We start from the raw sequence: 18,445 nt of genomic DNA on the forward strand, positions 1-18,445 counted from the left end.
ACGCGTCACCAGCTCCAGCGAACGCCGAGATTGCCTTCCACCGTGCTGCGATGTTCGCCATTCACGTTCGTGGTGTAACTCGCCGCGGCGAACACGCTGCCGCGCGCACTCAGATGCGCGACCACGCCGAGGCCGAATTGCGCGGCAGTCGCCGTGACATCGGTTGGAATGACGGTGCTGCCGGCGAAGGTCGCGCTGTCGGTGGCGTTGAAATAGCGCCACAGATTCGCCCGAAAATACGGCTGCCACTGTGCGCCCGCGCCTTCGAATGTGCCCTGCAGACGCAAGCCGAGCCGGCCGACCAATCCATTGGCGGCGTGAAACGATACGTCCGAAATGCCGTCGTTGAAATCGCTGATGGACGCGTGCTGCCAGATCAGTTGCGCTTGCGGTTCGAGACTCAGGTCGGCGCGTAGCGGGATCGGCAAACCGGCTTCGAGCGAGGTCGTCACCGCGTGCCCATGCGTGCTCGCGCCAATACCCTGATTCGAAGAAGGATCGAGCGTCAGCGTGCTGCCCATCGCTACGGCATCGGTGTACCAGCCGCCGGGACCGATGTGTGTCCAGTAGGCGCCCAGGCTGTACGCGTTGATCGACAACCGCCCGGCCGACAGATCGGGAAAGCCCAACGCGAAGCCGTTCACGTCGCCCTGCGCGCGGGCGAAGCCGAAGAAAAATCCATAGTGATTGCGATGGCCGCTCGCACTGCGGTCTGCATAGATATCGTGGCCGACCTGCACGCCGCCCATCGTGCCGCTGAAGTCAGGGTTGGCCGCGCCGCCGTTGCTCTGCGACGTGTGTTCGCCCCACACGCGCGCCCATGCTGCGGGCAGCGCACCGCTTTCGGTGAGCAGCGACTGCTCGCCCTGGCGGTCATGGAACGTGCCGATCTGCGCGATGCCGAGTTCGCGCGTGAGCACGGGGACTTCGGCGTAGACGGGGACTTCCATCCGGTAGAGCGCGGTGGGGGCGGCGCCGGCGGCGGGTGGCGCGGGCAGGGCGGGCGTGCCTGGTGCGGCGATGGGGCCTGCCGCCGAGACTGGAGGTGGCAGGGGCGTCGGCGTTGGCGTCGGCGTCGGGCTCGGAGCAGGACTTGGCGTGGGTGTCGGGCTTGGCGCGGGTGCTGGCGTCGGTGCAGGCGCAGGTGTCGCCGCTACGCTCGAACGCAGATACCAGTTGTCCGCCGTCCCCGTGCTCACGCCGCCCTTGAACAGATAGTAGGTGTAAGCGCCGGCCGTCAGCGGTCTTGGCAACGTGAACGCGCTCGATGTGGTCGTCGCGCCGTTGGTGGCTTGCACGACCATGATTCCATCCGTGACCGTAGCGCCACCGTTGCCGCCGACGTTGGTCACGCCGAGCGTCGTGCTACCGGAGCCGACGCCTTGTGCGATCACCAGCTTGCCGCTCGGCGAGCCGTCCCCGCCGAGCACGCTTTGCAGCAACAGGCGGGCGTTGCTTCCGGTGTAATTGCCGTTGATCACCAGCACGGCCTGTGTGTTGTTGCCGCCGCCGTTGGTGAGATCGAACGTCCCCGCGTTGTTGACATTGACGAGCTGTCCCGCGACCGCCGGCGCAAGCGTGGCCACACCAGCCAGGCCGCCCGCGAACAGCGTGCTGGTCGCGTCGACGTTGAGCGTGCCGGTCAATGTGCCGCTGTCGCCGAGAGTGAGGCCGTTGGTGTCGAGCGTCAGCTGACTGCCGTTGCCGAGGTTGATCGTCTCCCAGTTGATGAAGCGGCTCACGCCGCTTGCCGTCGTGTGATCGAAGTTCAGCAGGTCCCTGCCGGTGCCGCCGTCGAAGCTCGGCACGCCGCCGAGATTGGCGTCAGTGAGGTTGGTGAGCGTGGCGGTATCGTCGCCATCGCCGAGGCGCACGAAGCCCGTGACGGTACCCGCGTTCCAGTTGAACGTGTCGTTGCCGGTGTCGGTCCAGATCGCGCGGCCGTTGCCGCCTGCAATCGTCCCGGTGTTGTCGATGACGATGCCATACGGCCCGATCGAACTGATCGCCTGGCTCGCCGCCGCGGTGATCGAGCCGCTGTTCGTGAGGGTGGCGCCGGCATTGGCGAAAGCCACGGCGTTGATGGCGCCGGCGATCGTGCCTGCGTTGTTGAAGGTGCCGCCGCCATTGGCCACCACCGCATTGGCCTGCTGGCTGACGATGCTCGCGCCCGCCGTGTTGTTCAGCGTGACGTTGCCGGAAAAGATCGCGCCGACGCCGTCCGCTCCGCGCGCCGTGACCGAGCCGGTATTGGTGACGAGGCCCGGTGAGCTATCCGACGAGACGATGCCGTGCGCGTCCGCGCCGGACACGTCGATCGTGCCGTGGTTGGTCAGCACGTTGTTGCCGGGCCCGCCGACCGCGTTGCCGTTTGCCCGCATGCCATACGATCCCGCACCGGTCGTGGTGATCGTGCCGTTGTTGACGAGCGTATCGTTGTTGGTGAGCGCAGCCATGCCGGGCGAACTGTCGCCGGTGGTCGATAGCAGGCCGTTGTTGGTGAGGGTGCCGCCGCCAGGGCTCTGGAAATCATGCATGGCCGCCGATTCGCTACCGCTCGTGCGGATCACGCCGCCGGTGTCGTTCAGCATGGTGACGCCGGCCGCGTTGTTGAACATGCCTTCCGATTCGACACCGCTCGTTGCGATGCTGCCCCGGTTGATCAGCACGTTGCCGCCGGCGCCGCCGGTCGAGCCGTGTGCGGAGATGGCGTCGAAGGTATCGCCCGCGCCGTTCAGGGTGCCGAGATTCGTGACCGCGCTACCGTCGCGTATGAGGATCACGTTGTCGCCCGTGACATCGAGCGTGGCGCCCGCCTGCACCGTCACCGTCACATTCGTGCTGCCGGTTGCTGCGGCGACACCCGTGGTGGTGGGATTGGGCGCTGCGCTAGTGCAGTTGACGCTTTGCCCGCTGACCGGCGCGCTGTTGTCGCAAGCCGCGAGCGCGGGTTCGTACGGCAACAGAATGGCAAGCCCGATGACGGACGAGAGCGCTTCGATCAAACGAACGGGCGCGAGCCGTGAGCATTCGCGACGCATACGGAAGTCCTCCAGTAGAACAGGCCTGGTCGGTTCCTGCGGGGTGCTTTCTCTGCTGAGCCGCCTCCTGGGTGAATGGGCCGGGACGGTTTGAAAAGAATGTATCTTCGGACGAAAATAGTCAACGTCCGCCACGCCGGCAATCTGCAGCGCCGAGTGATTCCGGGTACATTTACGCTCTCTTTACCAAGCAACAAGGAGTACGAGATGCGTCTACTACACACCATGCTTCGAGTCGGCGACCTGGATCGTTCGATTGCCTTCTACACTGACATGCTCGGCATGAAATTGCTGCGCCGCGACGATTACCCGGACGGCAAGTTCACGCTGGCTTTTGTCGGCTATACGGACGAGCGCGACGGCACGGTTCTCGAACTGACGCATAACTGGGACACGCCGTCGTACGATCTCGGCACGGGCTTCGGGCACCTTGCGGTGGAAGTCGACGATGCCTACGCGGCATGCGCGAAGATCAAGGAACAAGGCGGCACCGTGGTGCGCGAAGCCGGCCCGATGAAACACGGCACCACCGTGATCGCGTTCGTGACCGACCCGGACGGCTACAAGATCGAGTTCATCCAGAAGAAGAAGTAAGACGAGTGGCGGGGCGAGGTCAACGATGAATAACAGCAATCCCTACTTCAAAGAACTCGACGACATTCACGTCGAAATTCAGGCGCTGTTCGACGGCTCGGCGGACGAAGGCGCGGTGCAGCGGATCATGGCGCGCTTCGCGCCGCAATTCACGCTAGTGATGCCGTCGGGCAACTTGCTGGATCACGCTGCGTTGGGCGAGACCTTCACCAGGCTGCGCGGCGCACGGCCGGGCTCGCAGATCAACATCCGTGAGATGGAAATCGTCGCCGAACACGCGTCGGGCGCGGTGGTGAAATATCGCGAGTATCAACGCGACGACACCGGCAACGCTAACGTGCGGCGCTCCACGGCGGTGATGGATCTCAACGCACAGGGCAAGGTGAGTTGGCGTCATTTGCAGGAAACGTTCTGCACGGAATGAGCCGCTGCTGATCGCGGCTCACTTCACACGCCGGCGCTTCGCGATGAAGCGCCGGATTCGCCATGCCGGCGCCTCAAAGTGTCGGCAGCAATTCCGGTGGATGCGACTTCAGCGTCTGCCGCGCCTCGCGGAATTCCGGAAAAATCGATTCGACCGTTTGCCAGAAGCGCGGGCTATGATTCATTTCGCGCAGATGCGCGAGTTCGTGCGCGACAACGTAATCGATGATGGAAAGCGGAAAGTGAATGAGCCGCCAGTTCAGGCGAATCTTGCCGTCGCTCGAACAACTCCCCCAACGCGTGGCCGCCGAAGAGAGCGCATAAGCGCGATAGTTGACACCCAGCTTCTCCGCGTAGATCGCGAGGCGCTCGCCGAAGATTCGTTTCGCTTCACCTTGCAGCCAGCCCTGGACACGATCCTTGATTTGCTGCGGGTCAGCGTGCAACGGCAGCGGCACTTGCAAGGCTGCGTCGCTCGCGCTGAACTGCAGCGTGCCTTGCGGCGAGCCGAGTATCACGCGCACCGGCTGACCGAGGTACGGCAATTCTGCGCCGTCTTTCCAGTCCACTTTCGGCAACGCGCGCTGTTCGACACGCGTTTGCCATTCGATTAGTTTCGTGAAAATCCAGCGCTGTTTTTCGGTGATCGCGGTTTCGATATCGGCGAGCGTGACCCAGCGCGGTGCAGTGATCGTGAGGCCGGTACTGTCGATCGCAAAGCCGATCGAGCGGCGCGCCGAGCGCTTGAGCACGTAATGAAGCGTGCGCGAGCCGATGGCGAGACTGCGCAATTTGCTGCCGTCTGGTGCAAGCGGCACGGCCGCCTGCTGTCCAGCCGGCGAGTCTTGCGACGAGCCAGTTGAAGGAGCGGACGGTGAAGGGGACGACGACGTCGACCCCGGCTCGGCGAAGAGCGGGAGATCGAGTTGCCGGTTATCGAGCGCCGCAGCGGGCTGCGACGTAGGAGACTTCTGCATCGGATTCGGCTTCGCGCTAATACGCCTTCGAGGGCGTGGGCGCGTCAGATTGGTGCGGCGGCGGAACTACTATCCGCCGCGCGGTACGCGGTAGGATCGATGCGGCGCATTTCAGCTTCGATCCACTGTTCGACGCGCGTGTTCACTTCATCGGGCGTGAGCCCCGTGGTCTCGATCGGCTTGCCGATCGACACTGTGACTATACCCGCATATTTGAGAAACGAGTTGCGAGGCCACACGCGTCCTGCGTTGTGTGCGATCGGTACAACCGGTGCGCCGGTGGCGATCGCGAAGCGCGCGCCGCCTGTTTTGTACTTGCCCTGCTTGCCAGTCGGTGTGCGCGTGCCTTCCGGAAACATGATGACCCAGGCACCTTCCGCCATGCGCGCCTTGCCTTGCCGGATGACCGAATCGAACGCGTACTTGCCTTCCTTGCGGTCGATGTGAACCATCTTCAGCAAGCCGAGCGCCCAGCCGAAGAACGGTACGTAAAGCAGTTCGCGCTTGAACACGTAGCACAGCGGACGCGGCATCAGTGCCGGAAACGCCAGCGTTTCCCACGCCGATTGATGCTTGGAGAGCAGCACGGCGGGACCGTTGGGCAGGTTCTCGTAGCCCTCGATCCTGTAGCGAATGCCGTTGAGCCAGCGCACCATATGCAAGGTGGACTTGCACCAGCCCGCCGCCATCCAGTAGCGCTTGTCCGCGCGCATGAACGGGAACGCGATGAAGCACGCGGTCGCGTAGGGCACCGTGAAAAGGACGAAATAAACTAGCAGCAGCGAAGAACGAATGAAGCGCATCGGCGTGGTCTGTGAGGGTTGGGGACGCGCGTGACGCGCGTCACTCTTGGGCGTCGGCGAGGAAGTCGAGCGCGAAGGCGCGCAGGTCGTCGTGCACGATCGTGCCTTCGGGCAAGCCGCCTGCTTCGAGCGTTTTACGGCCCTTGCCGGTCAGCACCACATGAGTCGGATGGCCGAGCGCTGCGCCCGCTTGCAGATCGCGCAGGGAGTCGCCGACCACTGGCGTGTTTTCCGGATCGACCTCGAAACGCTCGGCGATCATCTTCAGCATGCCGGGCTTCGGCTTGCGGCATTCGCAATGATCTTCTGCCGTATGCGGGCAGAAAAACACCGCATCGACGCGCCCGCCGACCGCTGCCGCCATGCGATGCATCTTCAGATGCATCGCGTTGAGCGCGTTCATGTCGAACAGACCGCGGCCGATGCCCGACTGATTCGTCGCGATCGCCACGCGATAACCCGCCTGGTTCAGACGCGCGATCGCTTCGAGCGCGCCGGGCAGCGCGACCCATTCGTCCGGCGACTTGATGAATGCGTCGGAGTCGACGTTGATCACGCCGTCGCGGTCGAGGATCACCACTTTTTTGGTCGGCATGGCGCGGGGCTCAGGCGGCGAGTCGGGAAATGTCGGCGACGCAATTCATCTGCTGATGCAGTGCGCCGAGCAAAGCCAGACGGTTGGCGCGCAACGCCGGATCTTCGGCGTTGACCATCACATCGTTGAAGAACGTGTCGACCGGTTCGCGCAGCGCGGCGAGTGCGCTCAGCGCACCCGTGTAGTCGCGTGCGGCGAGTTGCGATTGCACGCGCGGCGCGACCTGTTCGAGTTGCGCGTACAAGGCCTTTTCCGCAGCTTCGGTCAGCAGCGCGACTTGCACGCCGCCGCTCGAACCGGTGCCTTCCGACTTCTTCAGGATGTTCGAGATGCGTTTGTTGGCTGCCGCGAGCGAGGCCGCTTCAGCCAGCGACGCGAACTCGCGCACCGCGTCCAGACGCGCGACGATGTCGTCGAGATGTGTCGGATTCAGCGCCAGCACCGCGTCGATTTCACCCGGTGCGTAGCCACGTTCACGCAGCAGGCCGCGCAAACGGTCCATGCTGAATTCGTAGATCGCTTGAGTCGAATCGGCGACGTTCGGCACCGCGGCGAATTGCGCGTAAGCCGTGCGCAGCAGGTCGACGAAATCGACCGGCAGTTGCTTCTCGACCAGAATGCGCAACACGCCGAGCGCGTGACGGCGCAGCGCGAACGGATCTTTTTCGCCGGTGGGTTGCAGGCCGATGCCCCAGATGCCGACCAGCGTTTCGAGCTTGTCGGCGAGCGCGACGACCGTGCCGGTCGCGGTGGTGGGCAACGTGTCGCCCGAGAAACGCGGCTGATAGTGTTCCGAGCACGCGAGCGCGACTTCTTCCGGCTCGCCGTCGTGGCGCGCGTAGTACGTGCCCATCGTGCCTTGCAGTTCCGGGAATTCGCCGACCATGTCGGTGATCAGATCGGCCTTGGCCAGCAGCGCGGCGCGTTTGGCGAGCGTCACGTCTGCGCCGATCATGCCGGCAATCGCGCCGGCCAGCGCTTCGACACGCTCCACGCGCTGCAGCGCCGAACCCAGCTTGTTGTGATACACCACGTTCGCGAGCAGCGGCACGCGATCCGCGAGCGGCTTCTTCTTGTCCTGCTCGAAGAAGAACTTCGCGTCGGCCAGACGCGGACGCACCACGCGCTCATTGCCTTCGACGATGTCGCCCGGCGTGCTCGTTTCGATATTCGACACGATCAGGAAACGCGAGCGCAGCTTGCCGCTCGCATCCGTCAGCGCGAAATATTTCTGGTTCGTCTGCATGGTGAGGATCAGGCATTCCTGCGGCACTTGCAGGAATTCGTCCTCGAAACGGCAGGCATACACCACCGGCCATTCGACCAGCGAGGTCACTTCGTCCAGCAGCGATTCCGGCATCACCACCTGGTCGCCGTCGGCTTGCGCGAGCAGATGCGTGCGGATCGTTTCCTTGCGGTCAGCGAAATTCGCAACCACGTGGGCCTTGTGCAGCATCGTCTCCGCGTACGAATCCGCGTGCTGGATCTGCACGAAGCCTTCGGACAGGAAACGATGACCGAGCGTGGTGTCGTCGGCGTCGACGCCCAGCGCCGTGACCGGCACGACCTGATCGCCATGCAGCGTGGTCAGACGATGCACCGGACGCACGAACTGCACATTGGTGCCGTCCGGACGCTGATAGGTCATGACCTTCGGAATCGGCAGCCTGGCGAGCGTTTCGTCGATGGCGCCCTGCAGGCCATCGGCGAGCGTGGCGCCCGGCGCCGCGTAACGCAGGAAAAAGGCTTCGGCCTTGCCGTCCTGCGCGCGCTCCAGGTCGTTCACCGAAAAATCGGGGAAGCCGAGCGCGGCGAGTTTCTTGGCGAGCGGCGCGGTGGGCTGGCCGTCTTTATCCAGCGCGACGGAAACCGGCAGCACTTTTTCGCGCACGTGCTTTTCCGGCGCGACGGCGCGCACGTTCTTGATCGTGACGGCGAGGCGGCGCGGCGTGGCATAACGTTCGAACGACAGTTCGCCTTCGATCAGATCGCGCGCCGCGAGGCGCTGCGCAATGCCTTCGGCGAATGCGTCGCCGAGACGCGCGAGCGCTTTCGGCGGCAGTTCTTCGGTCAGCAGTTCGACGAGCAGGGTAGCTTGATGGGGTTGAGTCATTTCTTGATGTTCTCGTCAGTCCGGGTCGATCTTGCGTTCGACTTTCAGCGGCGGCGCCCATGCGGGCATCGCGGCATCCTGTTCGTCGGTCGTGAGGCCGGGCACGCCGTGCACCGGATTGCCGAGCATCGGGAAGCCGAGCTTTGCGCGCGAATCGTAGTAAGCCTGCGCAACCAGACGCGACAACGCGCGAATCCGGCCGATATACGCCGCGCGTTCCGTGACGGAAATCGCGCCGCGCGCGTCGAGCAGGTTGAACGTATGACCGGCCTTCAGCACCAGTTCGTAAGCGGGCAGCGCGATCTGTGCTTCGATCATGCGCTTCGCTTCCGCCTCGTAGCTGTTGAAGAACGTGAACAGCAGATCGACGTTCGCGTGTTCGAAGTTATACGTGGACTGTTCGACTTCGTTCTGGTGATACACGTCGCCGTAAGTCAGGCGACGGATTTCCGGGCCGTTCGGGCCTTGCTCTTCCCACTCGGTCCACACCAGGTCGTAGACGTTCTCGACCTTCTGCAGATACATGGCCAGACGTTCGAGACCGTACGTGATTTCACCGAGCACCGGCTTGCAGTCCAGACCGCCCACTTGCTGGAAGTAGGTGAACTGGGTCACTTCCATGCCGTTCAGCCACACTTCCCAGCCCAGACCCCAGGCGCCGAGCGTGGGATTTTCCCAGTCGTCTTCGACGAAACGCACGTCGTTCTGTTTCAGGTCGAAGCCGAGCGCTGCGAGCGAGCCGAGGTACAGGTCGAGGATGTTTTCCGGCGCCGGCTTGAGCACCACCTGGTACTGGTAGTAATGCTGCAGACGGTTCGGGTTCTCGCCGTAACGGCCGTCTTTCGGACGACGCGACGGCTGCACGTAGGCGGCGCGCCACGGCTCGGGGCCGATCGCACGCAGGAAGGTGTGGACGTGGGACGTGCCCGCGCCGACTTCCATGTCGATCGGCTGGAGCAACGCGCAACCCTGCTTGTCCCAGTAGGACTGCAAGGTCAGGATGATTTGCTGAAACGTGAGCATGAAGTGCCTTTCGGGCATGGGGCCGCGCCGCAAACGCCGGAGCGCGCGAGCTGGCCGTGGAGCGAAGTGCTAAACCGGAGATTTTAACGGAAAGGCAGGGGGGTGTCCGTTTTGACGGATGCGAGAGGAGATGTCTGTTGCGACCGGTCTCCAGAAGCGACTACAGATAGGGCGGAATTTGTGCCTTGCACATTTCGAGCGCTCGGGTACTAAATTGGTCTACACCGAGTCTATATTTGCAATAGTCGGCAAAGCGCGCGCGGTCGAAGGCCGATAGTCGATCGATCGGCGAACTCTCGCCTTCGTTCGCAAAGGGGTCGTAGAACTCCATCTGGAACGTCGGATGTCGCTTAACGAAGAAGGTCGTTTGCACTTCGTCGTCCAGATAGGATTTGACGTAGCCTGTATATGCGGCCGCGCCGACCGCCGCGCCGGCCACGACGAAAGCCGCGAGCCACTTCGTTTGCGATGCATTCATGGCGCTCCCAGTCCCGTCGATTTTCTCAAGTCGCCGACAAGCATCAGGCCGGCGTTGCCTGGACATATTTTCCCCTCACCGAGTTGACCAGGAAACTCGCGATGCCCGCCAAGGACGCCGATATAAAAAAACTCCCGCAGAATGCGAATAAGTGCAGTGAGCGCAAGCTTCTGCTTTTCTGTTACTTGCGGGTTCTTTTTGAGGCCGATCCAATTCAGCAGTCTCGTGATTCTGGCAACACCGTCGTGACCCTCGCCAGGGTTTGTCAGGTTTTCCAGTAGCACGATGCCAATGACCTGCGTATTGTAGTTGTGCACACTTTCACCTTTAAACCGGATATCCCTCCCCTCGAATACGTTCCCGAAACAATCCAGGGCGTAGTGATAGCCGATATCGTCGCTTGCCGCAGCGCCGCGCCCCATCTGCAGGTTTTGAATGTCCTGCAACTGGAGCGCAGCCGGCCCACATGTAAAGCTGCGTCCCGCATGATGGATAGCAATCTTGTTGTAATTCCAGTCGTCGTGCATGCGAGATGAGCGGCTCTTATGCGCGGCCCAGTCCGATCGTTCGACAAAGCTGATGCCGGACTGACGTACGCGGTTGATGATGGCCTGACGGGTTGCTGCGCGGTTGTTGACGGAGATAGAGAGGGCATCGCCTTTGTCGCCACCGAGCGTCGTTTGCCCATGCGCCCAATGTTCAATGATGTAGTCCTTCACGATCACGCTCGTTGATAGGGCGTGAGATCACGCTTCGGCGACGAGAAAACAATGTGGATGCGAAACGCTTTTGAATGGTCCGTTTCAAGCGTTGCATACCCGTCTCCGTCGGTTCTGCCCGACCGCTGTTCGCCTTCGATATCGGCAATGAACTGTTGATTTCTTAATGGTTCGCCGGTGATGCTATCCCACACGAACACGCGCTGGGCGTGCTTTCGGGCTGGCGGAGCCGTGGATGCGGCATCGAGCCGGCGCGTGTTGTCCCCGTCCGGTGAGTGGGTCAACGCACAAACATCGAGTTCCTGAAACAGGTCGTTTTGCGAAGCGATCATAACGGGAGATGGCTGGCATGCGCATGCGCAAATGTCTCCGTCCAACGCTGCGTTTTGGCCCATCATGCTGTACGGTAAGCGCGGCCCTGTTCCGACAATGAAACCGACGGTAAAGCAGGTTTGGCAATCGACCTTCGCGCCGATATAAGTCATCGCAGTCCCATAGTGCTTGCAGGTTTCATCGCCATCGAGAACGACCCCACCAGCCGAAGAGCGATCCCCCTGTTTCAGGTGGTACCGTCGCATGCGATCTCCTGACATTCGCACTCTTTGCCTGACCGACGGCCTGCTGCTGCGGCGATCGTAAAGAAGCCCGCGATCAGATTTGCAATGGGTGCCGTTTTTGACGGGCGCGTGGCTGTGCTGAAGTCATGCGGCTTGACGAGCGCCCAGCAACTGGGCATCTGACAGGGGCCGGGGAACGTGTCGAACGGCGAGGAAGCAGAGCGCGGAATGGGTGTAATCATGAACATTGAACGGGACAATAGGTCCCTTCAATGTACGGTTACCCGTCATGGTTGTATATAAGACGAGGTCTTATGGATTCTTATATTCGAACGGGAACCGATCTATCAAATTAACGTTGGCGGCGATCGCATACTTGCCGACCGTCGCCATGGCGTGCTTTACGTCGCCGCCAGTTCCACCTTCGGCGCAAACGAATCGCTTTGCGCGACCGGCCAGTATTTCTCGAACAGCGTGTAGCGATAGTTGCCGTTGAGCAGGTCGTTCGGTTCGAGATACTTCAACAGTTCGGACATCAACTGCACTTCATGCGACGAAACCCGCCGCACGATGTGATGCGCACGCAGTTCCGCCGGATGCTTCAACCCGGCTGCCTGAATGATTTCCTTCAGCGCATGCAGCGTGTTGTGATGGAAGTTGAACACGCGATCCGCCTTGTCCGGGACGACCAGCGCGCGTTGACGCACCGGATCTTGCGTCGCGACACCGGTCGGGCAGCGGCCCGTGTGGCAGGTTTGCGCCTGAATGCAGCCCACCGCGAACATGAAGCCGCGCGCCGCGTTGACCCAGTCCGCGCCGATCGCGAGCGTTTTGGTGATGTCGAACGCGGTAATCATCTTGCCGCTCGCGCCGATCCGAATCCGTTGCCGCAAGCCGAGGCCGACCAGCGTGTTATGGACCAGCAGCAGCCCTTCCTGCAAGGGCACGCCGACGTGATCGGTGAATTCGAGGGGCGCCGCGCCCGTGCCGCCTTCCGCGCCGTCCACGACGATGAAGTCCGGCAGGATGCCCGTTTCCAGCATCGCCTTGGCAATGCCGAAGAATTCCCATGGATGCCCGATACACAGCTTGAAACCGGTCGGCTTGCCGCCGGAGAGCGTGCGCAACCGGTCGACGAATTCGAGCAGGCCGCGCGGTGTCGAGAACTCGGCGTGCGTGGCCGGCGAGATGCAGTCGCGGCCCATCGGCACACCGCGCGTCTCGGCGATTTCCGGCGTGATCTTGGCAGCCGGCAGCACACCGCCGTGGCCCGGCTTGGCGCCTTGCGAGAGCTTCACCTCGATCATCTTCACTTGCGGCTCGGCGGCTTGCTTCGCGAATTTTTCCGCGCTGAAGCTACCGTCGTCGTTCCGGCAGCCGAAGTAGCCCGAGGCGATTTCCCAGATGATGTCGCCGCCATGTTCGCGGTGATACTTCGACATCGAGCCTTCGCCGGTATCGTGCGCGAAGTTGCCTTTCTTCGCGCCGAGATTCAGCGCCATGATCGCGTTCGCCGACAGCGAGCCGAAGCTCATCGCCGAGACGTTGAAGATCGACATCGAATAAGGTTGCGCGCGGTCCGGGCCGACGACGATGCGGAAGTCGTGATTGTCGAGCGTGGTCGGCGCGAGCGAGTGGCTGATCCATTCGTGCGAGACGGCTTTGACGTCGAGCTCGGTGCCGTACGGGCGGCTATCCACGTCGTTTTTCGCGCGCTGATAGACGATGCTGCGCTGGACGCGCGAGAACGGCTTCTCGTCGGTGTCGCCTTCGACGAAATACTGGCGGATCTCCGGGCGGATGAATTCGAACAGAAAGCGGAAGTGGCCCCACAGCGGATAGTTACGCAGAATCGCGTGACGCTGCTGCGTCAGGTCGAACAGACCGAGCGCGACGAGCGCGAGCGGCACGATGATCCAGAGCCACGAAATGTGCTGCGTCGCGCCGAGCGCCGCGCAGACGGCGAGCAGCACGGCTGCGCACCACATGGCCAGATAACGTCGAGAAAACATGGGGTCTCCAGTGCAGTGGGGTTCGTCGCGGCGGGATCGCTTGCGCCGATGGCGTCAAGCGGAATCCGCCGCGAAGTAAAACGGGCGACTGCCTGTTATGGTGATGCGAGCTGCGCAGTGGTTGGCCGCACGAGCGAGCGCATGATTTAGCGTGCGCTCAGCAGTGCCGCCTTTTGCGGTTGACGCGCGACCGGTTGCCCCGTCACCGCGTGCTCGATGATGCCGCCGCCGAGGCACACGTCGCCATCGTAGAGCACCGCCGATTGCCCAGGTGTGACAGCCCATTGCGCGTCGTCGAAAGTCAGCTCGAAGAGACCTTCGCCGACATGGGCACGATTGAACGTACACGCCGCATCCGCCTGGCGGTAACGCGTCTTCGCGCCGCACGCGAAACCGTCCGCCGGCGGCTCGCCCGCGACCCAGCTCGTGTTGCCGGCGCTCAGCGTATGGCTGAGCAGCCACGCATGATCGTGACCTTGCGCGACGTACAGCGTGTTCGAAGGAATATCCTTGCCGGCTACGAACCACGGCTCGCCGCTGCCGTCCTTGCTGCCGCCGAGGCCGATGCCCTTGCGTTGACCGAAGGTGTAGAACGCGAGGCCGATGTGTTCGCCGACCACTTTGCCGTCGGTGGTTTTCATCGGGCCGGGTTGGGTCGGCAGATAACGGTTCAGGAAGTCGCGGAACGGCCGTTCGCCGATAAAGCAGATGCCGGTCGAATCTTTTTTCTTCGCGTTCGGCAGCGCGATCTGTTCGGCAATTTCACGCACCCTGGTTTTCGGAATCTCGCCGAGCGGAAACAGCGTCTTCGACAACTGCGCCTGATTCAGCCGATGCAGGAAGTACGACTGATCCTTGGTGTGGTCGAACGCCTTCAACAGTTCGAAGCGGCCATTATTTTCGCGCACGCGCGCATAGTGGCCGGTCGCGATGGTTTCCGCGCCGAGCGACATGGCGTGATCGAGAAAGGCCTTGAACTTGATTTCGGCGTTGCACAGCACGTCGGGGTTCGGCGTGCGGCCAGCCGAATATTCGCGCAGGAATTCGGCGAACACGCGGTCTTTGTATTCGGCGGCGAAGTTGACCGCTTCGACGTCGATGCCGATGAGGTCCGCGACCGACACCACGTCGATCCAGTCCTGGCGCGTGGAGCAGTACTCGCTGTCGTCGTCGTCTTCCCAGTTTTTCATGAACAGGCCGACCACGTCGTAGCCTTGTTCCTTCAGCAGCCACGCGGTGACCGACGAATCGACGCCGCCCGACATGCCTACTACGACTTTCTGCTTGCTCATAAGATGCTCACTGGGTGCTGCATGACTGCGTTGATCGTGGGGCGGGGCCGTTCGTGACGGCCGGGCCTCCTGAGGGTCTGCTATACCTGCTGGTGGCTGCTCGCGGTGGGCTTATCACCGCTCAGCTTCGCTTTTGCCCGACCGAATGCGTGTGCACGAAATCGAGCGGGAAACGCCGGCCGGCGAGGTAGTCGTCGAGACATTGCATGACGAGCGGCGTGCGGTGCCGCTCGGGGCAGGCGCGCAATTCCTCGGCGCTCATCCACAGCGTGCGGACGATGTCCGGATCGAGCGCTCGCCCGCGATCCGGCTCTCCGCTCGTGCCGCAATAGGTGAAGCGCAGGTAGGTCACGCCTTCGCTGCCGGGCCGCTCGAAGTGCGTCATGTACATGCCGACCAGCGCCTCGGGCGTGAACGGATGAGCGGTTTCCTCGAGCGTTTCGCGGATCACCGCGTCCAGCAGCGATTCGCCCGCCTCCAGATGCCCGGCGGGCTGGTTCAGGCGCAGGCCGTCGGCAGTATGTTCCTCGACCACGAGAAAGCGCCCGTCACGCTCGACGATAGCCGCGACGGTGACGTGCGGCAGCCAGGTTTCCGGTTTCATGGGTGCGCATTTTACCGTTTATAGGCCGGGGCTGCCGGGAACCGGCGCACCCAAGCCCACCGGCCACCCCCGGATTGTCCCCGATTTCTGAGACCCCCCCTGTTTCGGTTACAGTGAGGCGTTAGCCGTTGCATCTGCAAGCCGGCGTGCCTCGTCGGCCGAACTGTCGTCACCCATACACAGGAAGTCGAGGAGGAACACGATGCACATCGGAGTGCCAGCCGAGACGCGCGCGCACGAAACCCGCGTCGCCGCGACGCCCGAAACGGTCAAGAAGTATGTGACCCAGGGCCACCGGGTCACGATCCAGAGCGGCGCCGGCACCGGCGCCAGCTTCCCTGACGATGCGTTTACGGCCGCCGGCGCGGAGATCGTCGACGCGGCCGCCGCATTCGGTGCCGATCTCGTTCTCAAAGTCCAGTCACCGACCGATGTCGAACTGCCGCTGCTCAAGCGCGGCGCGACGCTGGTCGGCATGCTCGATCCGTTTAATACCGAAAACTCATCAAAGCTCGCCGCCGCCGGCGTCACGGCCTTCGCACTCGAAGCCGCGCCGCGCACGACGCGCGCACAGAGCCTCGACGTGTTGTCGTCGCAAGCGAACATTGCGGGGTACAAGGCGGTGCTGCTGGCGGCCACGCTTTATCCGCGCTTCATGCCGATGCTGATGACCGCAGCCGGCACCGTGAAAGCGGCCCGCGTGCTGATTCTCGGCGCGGGCGTGGCGGGTCTGCAGGCGATCGCGACCGCCAAGCGCCTCGGCGCGGTGATCGAGGCGTCGGACGTGCGTCCGGCGGTGAAAGAGCAGATCGAATCGCTCGGCGCCAAGTTTCTCGACGTGCCCTATGAAACCGACGAAGAGCGCGAAGCCGCGCAAGGCGTCGGCGGCTATGCGCGGCCGATGCCGCCTTCGTGGCTGACGCGTCAGTCGGCATTGGTCCACGAGCGGGCCAGGCAGGCGGACATCGTGATTTCCACCGCGCTGATCCCGGGCCGCGCCGCACCCACGTTGGTCTCGGTCGACACCGTGCAGGCGATGAAGCCCGGCTCCGTGCTGGTCGACCTCGCCGCCGGACGTGGCGCGGAGTATGAAGGCCAGCGCGGCGGCAACTGCCCGCTCACCGAGGCGGACAAGGTGGTCGTGAAGCACGGCGTGCAGATCGTCGGCTACACGAATCTGGCGTCGATGGTGCCCGCCGACGCGTCGTCGCTGTACGCACGTAACCTGCTCGACTTCCTCAAGCTGATCATCACGAAGGAAGGCGCCCTGAACATCGATCTCGCGGACGATATCGTCGCGGCCACGCTGCTGGCCCGTGACGGCGAAGTCACGCGCAAGATCTAGCAACAAGTTGCATGGGACCGGAGTAAGCGCTAAAGCGCTAACTCCGGTCGACCTAGGAGAGCAGCGATGGAAGTCATCAATCACACCGTCATCAACCTGATCATCTTCGTGCTGGCGATCTACGTCGGCTACCACGTCGTCTGGAATGTCACGCCCGCGTTGCACACGCCGCTGATGGCCGTGACCAACGCGATTTCCGCGATCGTGATCGTCGGCGCAATGCTGGCCGCAGGGCTGACTCTGGGCACGCCCGGCAAGTTCTTCGGCACGGTGGCCGTCGCGCTGGCGGCAGTCAACGTGTTCGGCGGCTTTCTCGTGACGAGGCGAATGCTGGAGATGTTCCGCAAGAAAGAGCCGAAGAAGCTCATCGCTGACAAGACGGCCAAGGAGAACGCGTAATGAGTCTGAACGTCGTCACGCTGCTTTATCTGATTGCGTCCGTCTGCTTCATTCAGGCGCTCAAGGGGCTGTCGAATCCGAAGACGGCACGCATCGGCAACACCTTCGGCATGGCCGGGATGGCGATTGCCATCGTCACGACTATCGCGCTGATCATCAAACAGGCCAACGGGCTCGGTTCGAATCTCGGGCTGGGACTCGGCTTGCTGCTGGTCGCGCTGGTGGTCGGCGGCGCGATCGGCGCGTTCGTCGCCGCACGTGTCGAGATGACCAAGATGCCGGAACTGGTCGCGGCGATGCACTCGCTGATCGGTCTTGCTGCCGTGTGTATCGCGTATGCGGTGGTGTCCGAGCCTTCCGCATTCGGTCTCATCGATCCCGACAACACGGCGCCGGGTTTCCTGCCCTACGGCAATCGCGTCGAGCTGTTCATCGGCACCTTTGTCGGGGCGATTACGTTCTCCGGTTCGGTGATCGCATTCGGCAAGCTGTCGGGCAAGTACAAGTTCCGGTTGTTTCAGGGCGCGCCGGTCGTGTACGGCGGCCAGCATCTGATCAACCTGATGCTCGCGATCGCGATGCTCGGCTTCGGCGTCATCTTCTTCCTGACGCAATCGTGGTTGCCGTTCATCATCATGACGCTGATCGCATTCGTGCTCGGCGTGCTGATCATCATCCCGATCGGCGGCGCGGATATGCCGGTGGTCGTGTCGATGCTCAACTCGTATTCGGGCTGGGCGGCGGCGGGCATCGGCTTCTCGCTGAACAATCCGATGCTGATCATCGCGGGTTCGCTGGTGGGGTCGTCGGGCGCGATTCTGTCGTACATCATGTGCCGGGCGATGAACCGCTCGTTCTTCAACGTGATTCTCGGCGGCTTCGGTAACGAAGCGGGCGCGGCGGCGGCGGGCGGTTCGGCGGAACAGCGTCCGGTGAAATCCGGCTCGGCCGACGATGCCTCATTCATGCTCGGCAACGCGGAAACCGTGGTGATCGTGCCGGGTTACGGTCTTGCCGTGGCGCGTGCACAGCATGCGTTGAAGGAGCTGACTGACAAACTGGTCGAGAAGGGCATCGAGGTGAAGTACGCGATTCACCCGGTGGCCGGACGGATGCCGGGACACATGAACGTGCTGCTCGCCGAAGCCGAAGTGCCGTACGACATGGTGTACGAGATGGACGACATCAACGGCGAGTTCGGTCAGGTCGACGTGGTGCTCGTGCTGGGCGCGAACGATGTGGTGAATCCGGCCGCGAAGACCGATCCGAAGTCGGCGATCGCTGGCATGCCGATCATCGAGGCTTATAAGGCGAGGACGGTGATCGTCAACAAGCGTTCGATGGCGGCGGGTTATGCCGGTCTCGACAACGATCTGTTCTACATGGACAAGACCATGATGGTGTTCGGCGACGCAAAGAAAGTGATCGAGGATATGGTGAAGGCGGTGGAGTGATCGGGAAGCGGGCCGC

At 62.8% G+C, this 18,445-nt stretch carries 17 protein-coding genes; 5 read left to right on the forward strand and 12 right to left on the reverse strand.

Annotated features, from left to right (window positions below; all coding sequences use genetic code 11):
- Nucleotides 1-5: 5 nt before the first annotated feature.
- Nucleotides 6-3,041 (reverse strand): autotransporter outer membrane beta-barrel domain-containing protein, encoded by a 3,036-nt coding sequence (locus tag FQ705_RS22595; RefSeq protein WP_144144474.1) that lies wholly within the window; start codon nt 3,039-3,041, stop codon nt 6-8.
- 207 nt (nt 3,042-3,248) lie between these two features.
- Between FQ705_RS22595 and gloA the strand changes: the two genes are divergently transcribed.
- Both gloA and FQ705_RS22605 read left to right on the forward strand, forming a co-directional pair.
- Entirely contained in the window at nt 3,249-3,635 is a 387-nt protein-coding gene (gene gloA, locus FQ705_RS22600) for a lactoylglutathione lyase (RefSeq protein ID WP_144144476.1), read from the forward strand.
- Nucleotides 3,636-3,660: 25 nt separating this feature from the next.
- Nucleotides 3,661-4,059, forward strand: a complete 399-nt coding sequence (locus tag FQ705_RS22605) for a hypothetical protein (protein ID WP_144144478.1) — start codon at nt 3,661-3,663, stop codon at nt 4,057-4,059.
- Between the two features lie 73 nt (nt 4,060-4,132).
- Here FQ705_RS22605 and FQ705_RS22610 read toward each other — a convergent pair whose 3' ends face one another.
- From FQ705_RS22610 to FQ705_RS22660, 11 genes are all read right to left on the reverse strand, one after another.
- The gene (locus FQ705_RS22610) at nt 4,133-5,035 is read right to left on the reverse strand and encodes a M48 family metallopeptidase (RefSeq protein ID WP_144144480.1); all 903 of its coding nucleotides are present in this window, start codon (nt 5,033-5,035) and stop codon (nt 4,133-4,135) included.
- A gap of 44 nt (nt 5,036-5,079) precedes the next feature.
- Nucleotides 5,080-5,838 carry a lysophospholipid acyltransferase family protein gene (locus tag FQ705_RS22615; RefSeq protein WP_144144482.1) on the reverse strand — a complete coding sequence of 253 codons (759 nt, stop codon included), beginning with the start codon at nt 5,836-5,838 and terminating at the stop codon, nt 5,080-5,082.
- A gap of 40 nt (nt 5,839-5,878) precedes the next feature.
- On the reverse strand, nt 5,879-6,433 hold the full coding sequence (gmhB, locus tag FQ705_RS22620) for a D-glycero-beta-D-manno-heptose 1,7-bisphosphate 7-phosphatase (RefSeq protein ID WP_144144485.1): 555 nt from the start codon (nt 6,431-6,433) through the stop codon (nt 5,879-5,881).
- A gap of 10 nt (nt 6,434-6,443) precedes the next feature.
- On the reverse strand, nt 6,444-8,546 hold the full coding sequence (gene glyS, locus FQ705_RS22625) for a glycine--tRNA ligase subunit beta (RefSeq protein ID WP_144144487.1): 2,103 nt from the start codon (nt 8,544-8,546) through the stop codon (nt 6,444-6,446).
- 15 nt (nt 8,547-8,561) lie between these two features.
- Entirely contained in the window at nt 8,562-9,569 is a 1,008-nt protein-coding gene (gene glyQ / locus FQ705_RS22630; RefSeq protein WP_144145747.1) for a glycine--tRNA ligase subunit alpha, read from the reverse strand.
- Nucleotides 9,570-9,729: 160 nt separating this feature from the next.
- On the reverse strand, nt 9,730-10,047 hold the full coding sequence (locus tag FQ705_RS22635; RefSeq protein ID WP_260854591.1) for a hypothetical protein: 318 nt from the start codon (nt 10,045-10,047) through the stop codon (nt 9,730-9,732).
- A complete protein-coding gene (locus tag FQ705_RS22640; RefSeq protein WP_260854592.1) occupies nt 10,044-10,766 on the reverse strand; it encodes a peptidoglycan recognition family protein in 723 nt (240 codons plus the stop codon). The genes FQ705_RS22635 and FQ705_RS22640 overlap by 4 nt, the downstream gene beginning before the upstream one ends.
- A gap of 2 nt (nt 10,767-10,768) precedes the next feature.
- Nucleotides 10,769-11,344 carry a PAAR domain-containing protein gene (locus FQ705_RS22645; protein ID WP_186307961.1) on the reverse strand — a complete coding sequence of 192 codons (576 nt, stop codon included), beginning with the start codon at nt 11,342-11,344 and terminating at the stop codon, nt 10,769-10,771.
- Between the two features lie 380 nt (nt 11,345-11,724).
- On the reverse strand, nt 11,725-13,335 hold the full coding sequence (locus FQ705_RS22650; RefSeq protein ID WP_144144491.1) for an FMN-binding glutamate synthase family protein: 1,611 nt from the start codon (nt 13,333-13,335) through the stop codon (nt 11,725-11,727).
- Between the two features lie 146 nt (nt 13,336-13,481).
- Nucleotides 13,482-14,627 (reverse strand): tRNA 2-thiouridine(34) synthase MnmA, encoded by a 1,146-nt coding sequence (mnmA, locus tag FQ705_RS22655; protein WP_144144493.1) that lies wholly within the window; start codon nt 14,625-14,627, stop codon nt 13,482-13,484.
- Nucleotides 14,628-14,748: 121 nt separating this feature from the next.
- Complete coding sequence (locus FQ705_RS22660) at nt 14,749-15,231, reverse strand: NUDIX hydrolase (RefSeq protein ID WP_144144495.1); 483 nt, start codon at nt 15,229-15,231, stop codon at nt 14,749-14,751.
- A 202-nt stretch (nt 15,232-15,433) separates the two neighbouring features.
- Here FQ705_RS22660 and FQ705_RS22665 point away from each other — a divergent pair, with 202 nt between their 5' ends.
- From FQ705_RS22665 to FQ705_RS22675, 3 genes are all read left to right on the forward strand, one after another.
- Complete coding sequence (locus FQ705_RS22665; protein WP_144144497.1) at nt 15,434-16,576, forward strand: Re/Si-specific NAD(P)(+) transhydrogenase subunit alpha; 1,143 nt, start codon at nt 15,434-15,436, stop codon at nt 16,574-16,576.
- 66 nt (nt 16,577-16,642) lie between these two features.
- Nucleotides 16,643-16,975 (forward strand): NAD(P) transhydrogenase subunit alpha, encoded by a 333-nt coding sequence (locus FQ705_RS22670; RefSeq protein WP_144144498.1) that lies wholly within the window; start codon nt 16,643-16,645, stop codon nt 16,973-16,975.
- Nucleotides 16,975-18,429: an NAD(P)(+) transhydrogenase (Re/Si-specific) subunit beta gene (locus FQ705_RS22675; RefSeq protein ID WP_144144500.1), complete on the forward strand. Its 1,455-nt coding sequence runs from the start codon at nt 16,975-16,977 to the stop codon at nt 18,427-18,429. The genes FQ705_RS22670 and FQ705_RS22675 overlap by 1 nt, the downstream gene beginning before the upstream one ends.
- Nucleotides 18,430-18,445 lie beyond the last annotated feature (16 nt).

The sequence above is a fragment of the Paraburkholderia sp. BCC1884 genome (assembly GCF_900996225.1).
In the GTDB taxonomy this organism is placed as follows: domain Bacteria; phylum Pseudomonadota; class Gammaproteobacteria; order Burkholderiales; family Burkholderiaceae; genus Paraburkholderia.

Bases quoted from the DNA above. Each gene is read 5' to 3' on its own strand.
- FQ705_RS22645 (WP_186307961.1), bottom strand. From the start codon at position 11,344: ATGCGACGGTACCACCTGAAACAGGGGGATCGCTCTTCGGCTGGTGGG.
- gloA (WP_144144476.1), top strand. From the start codon at position 3,249: ATGCGTCTACTACACACCATGCTTCGAGTCGGCGACCTGGATCGTTCG.
- FQ705_RS22660 (WP_144144495.1), bottom strand. From the start codon at position 15,231: ATGAAACCGGAAACCTGGCTGCCGCACGTCACCGTCGCGGCTATCGTC.
- FQ705_RS22595 (WP_144144474.1), bottom strand. From the start codon at position 3,041: ATGCGTCGCGAATGCTCACGGCTCGCGCCCGTTCGTTTGATCGAAGCG.
- glyS (WP_144144487.1), bottom strand. From the start codon at position 8,546: ATGACTCAACCCCATCAAGCTACCCTGCTCGTCGAACTGCTGACCGAA.
- FQ705_RS22605 (WP_144144478.1), top strand. From the start codon at position 3,661: ATGAATAACAGCAATCCCTACTTCAAAGAACTCGACGACATTCACGTC.
- glyQ (WP_144145747.1), bottom strand. From the start codon at position 9,569: ATGCTCACGTTTCAGCAAATCATCCTGACCTTGCAGTCCTACTGGGAC.
- FQ705_RS22675 (WP_144144500.1), top strand. From the start codon at position 16,975: ATGAGTCTGAACGTCGTCACGCTGCTTTATCTGATTGCGTCCGTCTGC.
- FQ705_RS22610 (WP_144144480.1), bottom strand. From the start codon at position 5,035: ATGCAGAAGTCTCCTACGTCGCAGCCCGCTGCGGCGCTCGATAACCGG.
- FQ705_RS22670 (WP_144144498.1), top strand. From the start codon at position 16,643: ATGGAAGTCATCAATCACACCGTCATCAACCTGATCATCTTCGTGCTG.
- FQ705_RS22665 (WP_144144497.1), top strand. From the start codon at position 15,434: ATGCACATCGGAGTGCCAGCCGAGACGCGCGCGCACGAAACCCGCGTC.
- FQ705_RS22650 (WP_144144491.1), bottom strand. From the start codon at position 13,335: ATGTTTTCTCGACGTTATCTGGCCATGTGGTGCGCAGCCGTGCTGCTC.
- gmhB (WP_144144485.1), bottom strand. From the start codon at position 6,433: ATGCCGACCAAAAAAGTGGTGATCCTCGACCGCGACGGCGTGATCAAC.
- FQ705_RS22635 (WP_260854591.1), bottom strand. From the start codon at position 10,047: ATGAATGCATCGCAAACGAAGTGGCTCGCGGCTTTCGTCGTGGCCGGC.
- FQ705_RS22615 (WP_144144482.1), bottom strand. From the start codon at position 5,838: ATGCGCTTCATTCGTTCTTCGCTGCTGCTAGTTTATTTCGTCCTTTTC.
- mnmA (WP_144144493.1), bottom strand. From the start codon at position 14,627: ATGAGCAAGCAGAAAGTCGTAGTAGGCATGTCGGGCGGCGTCGATTCG.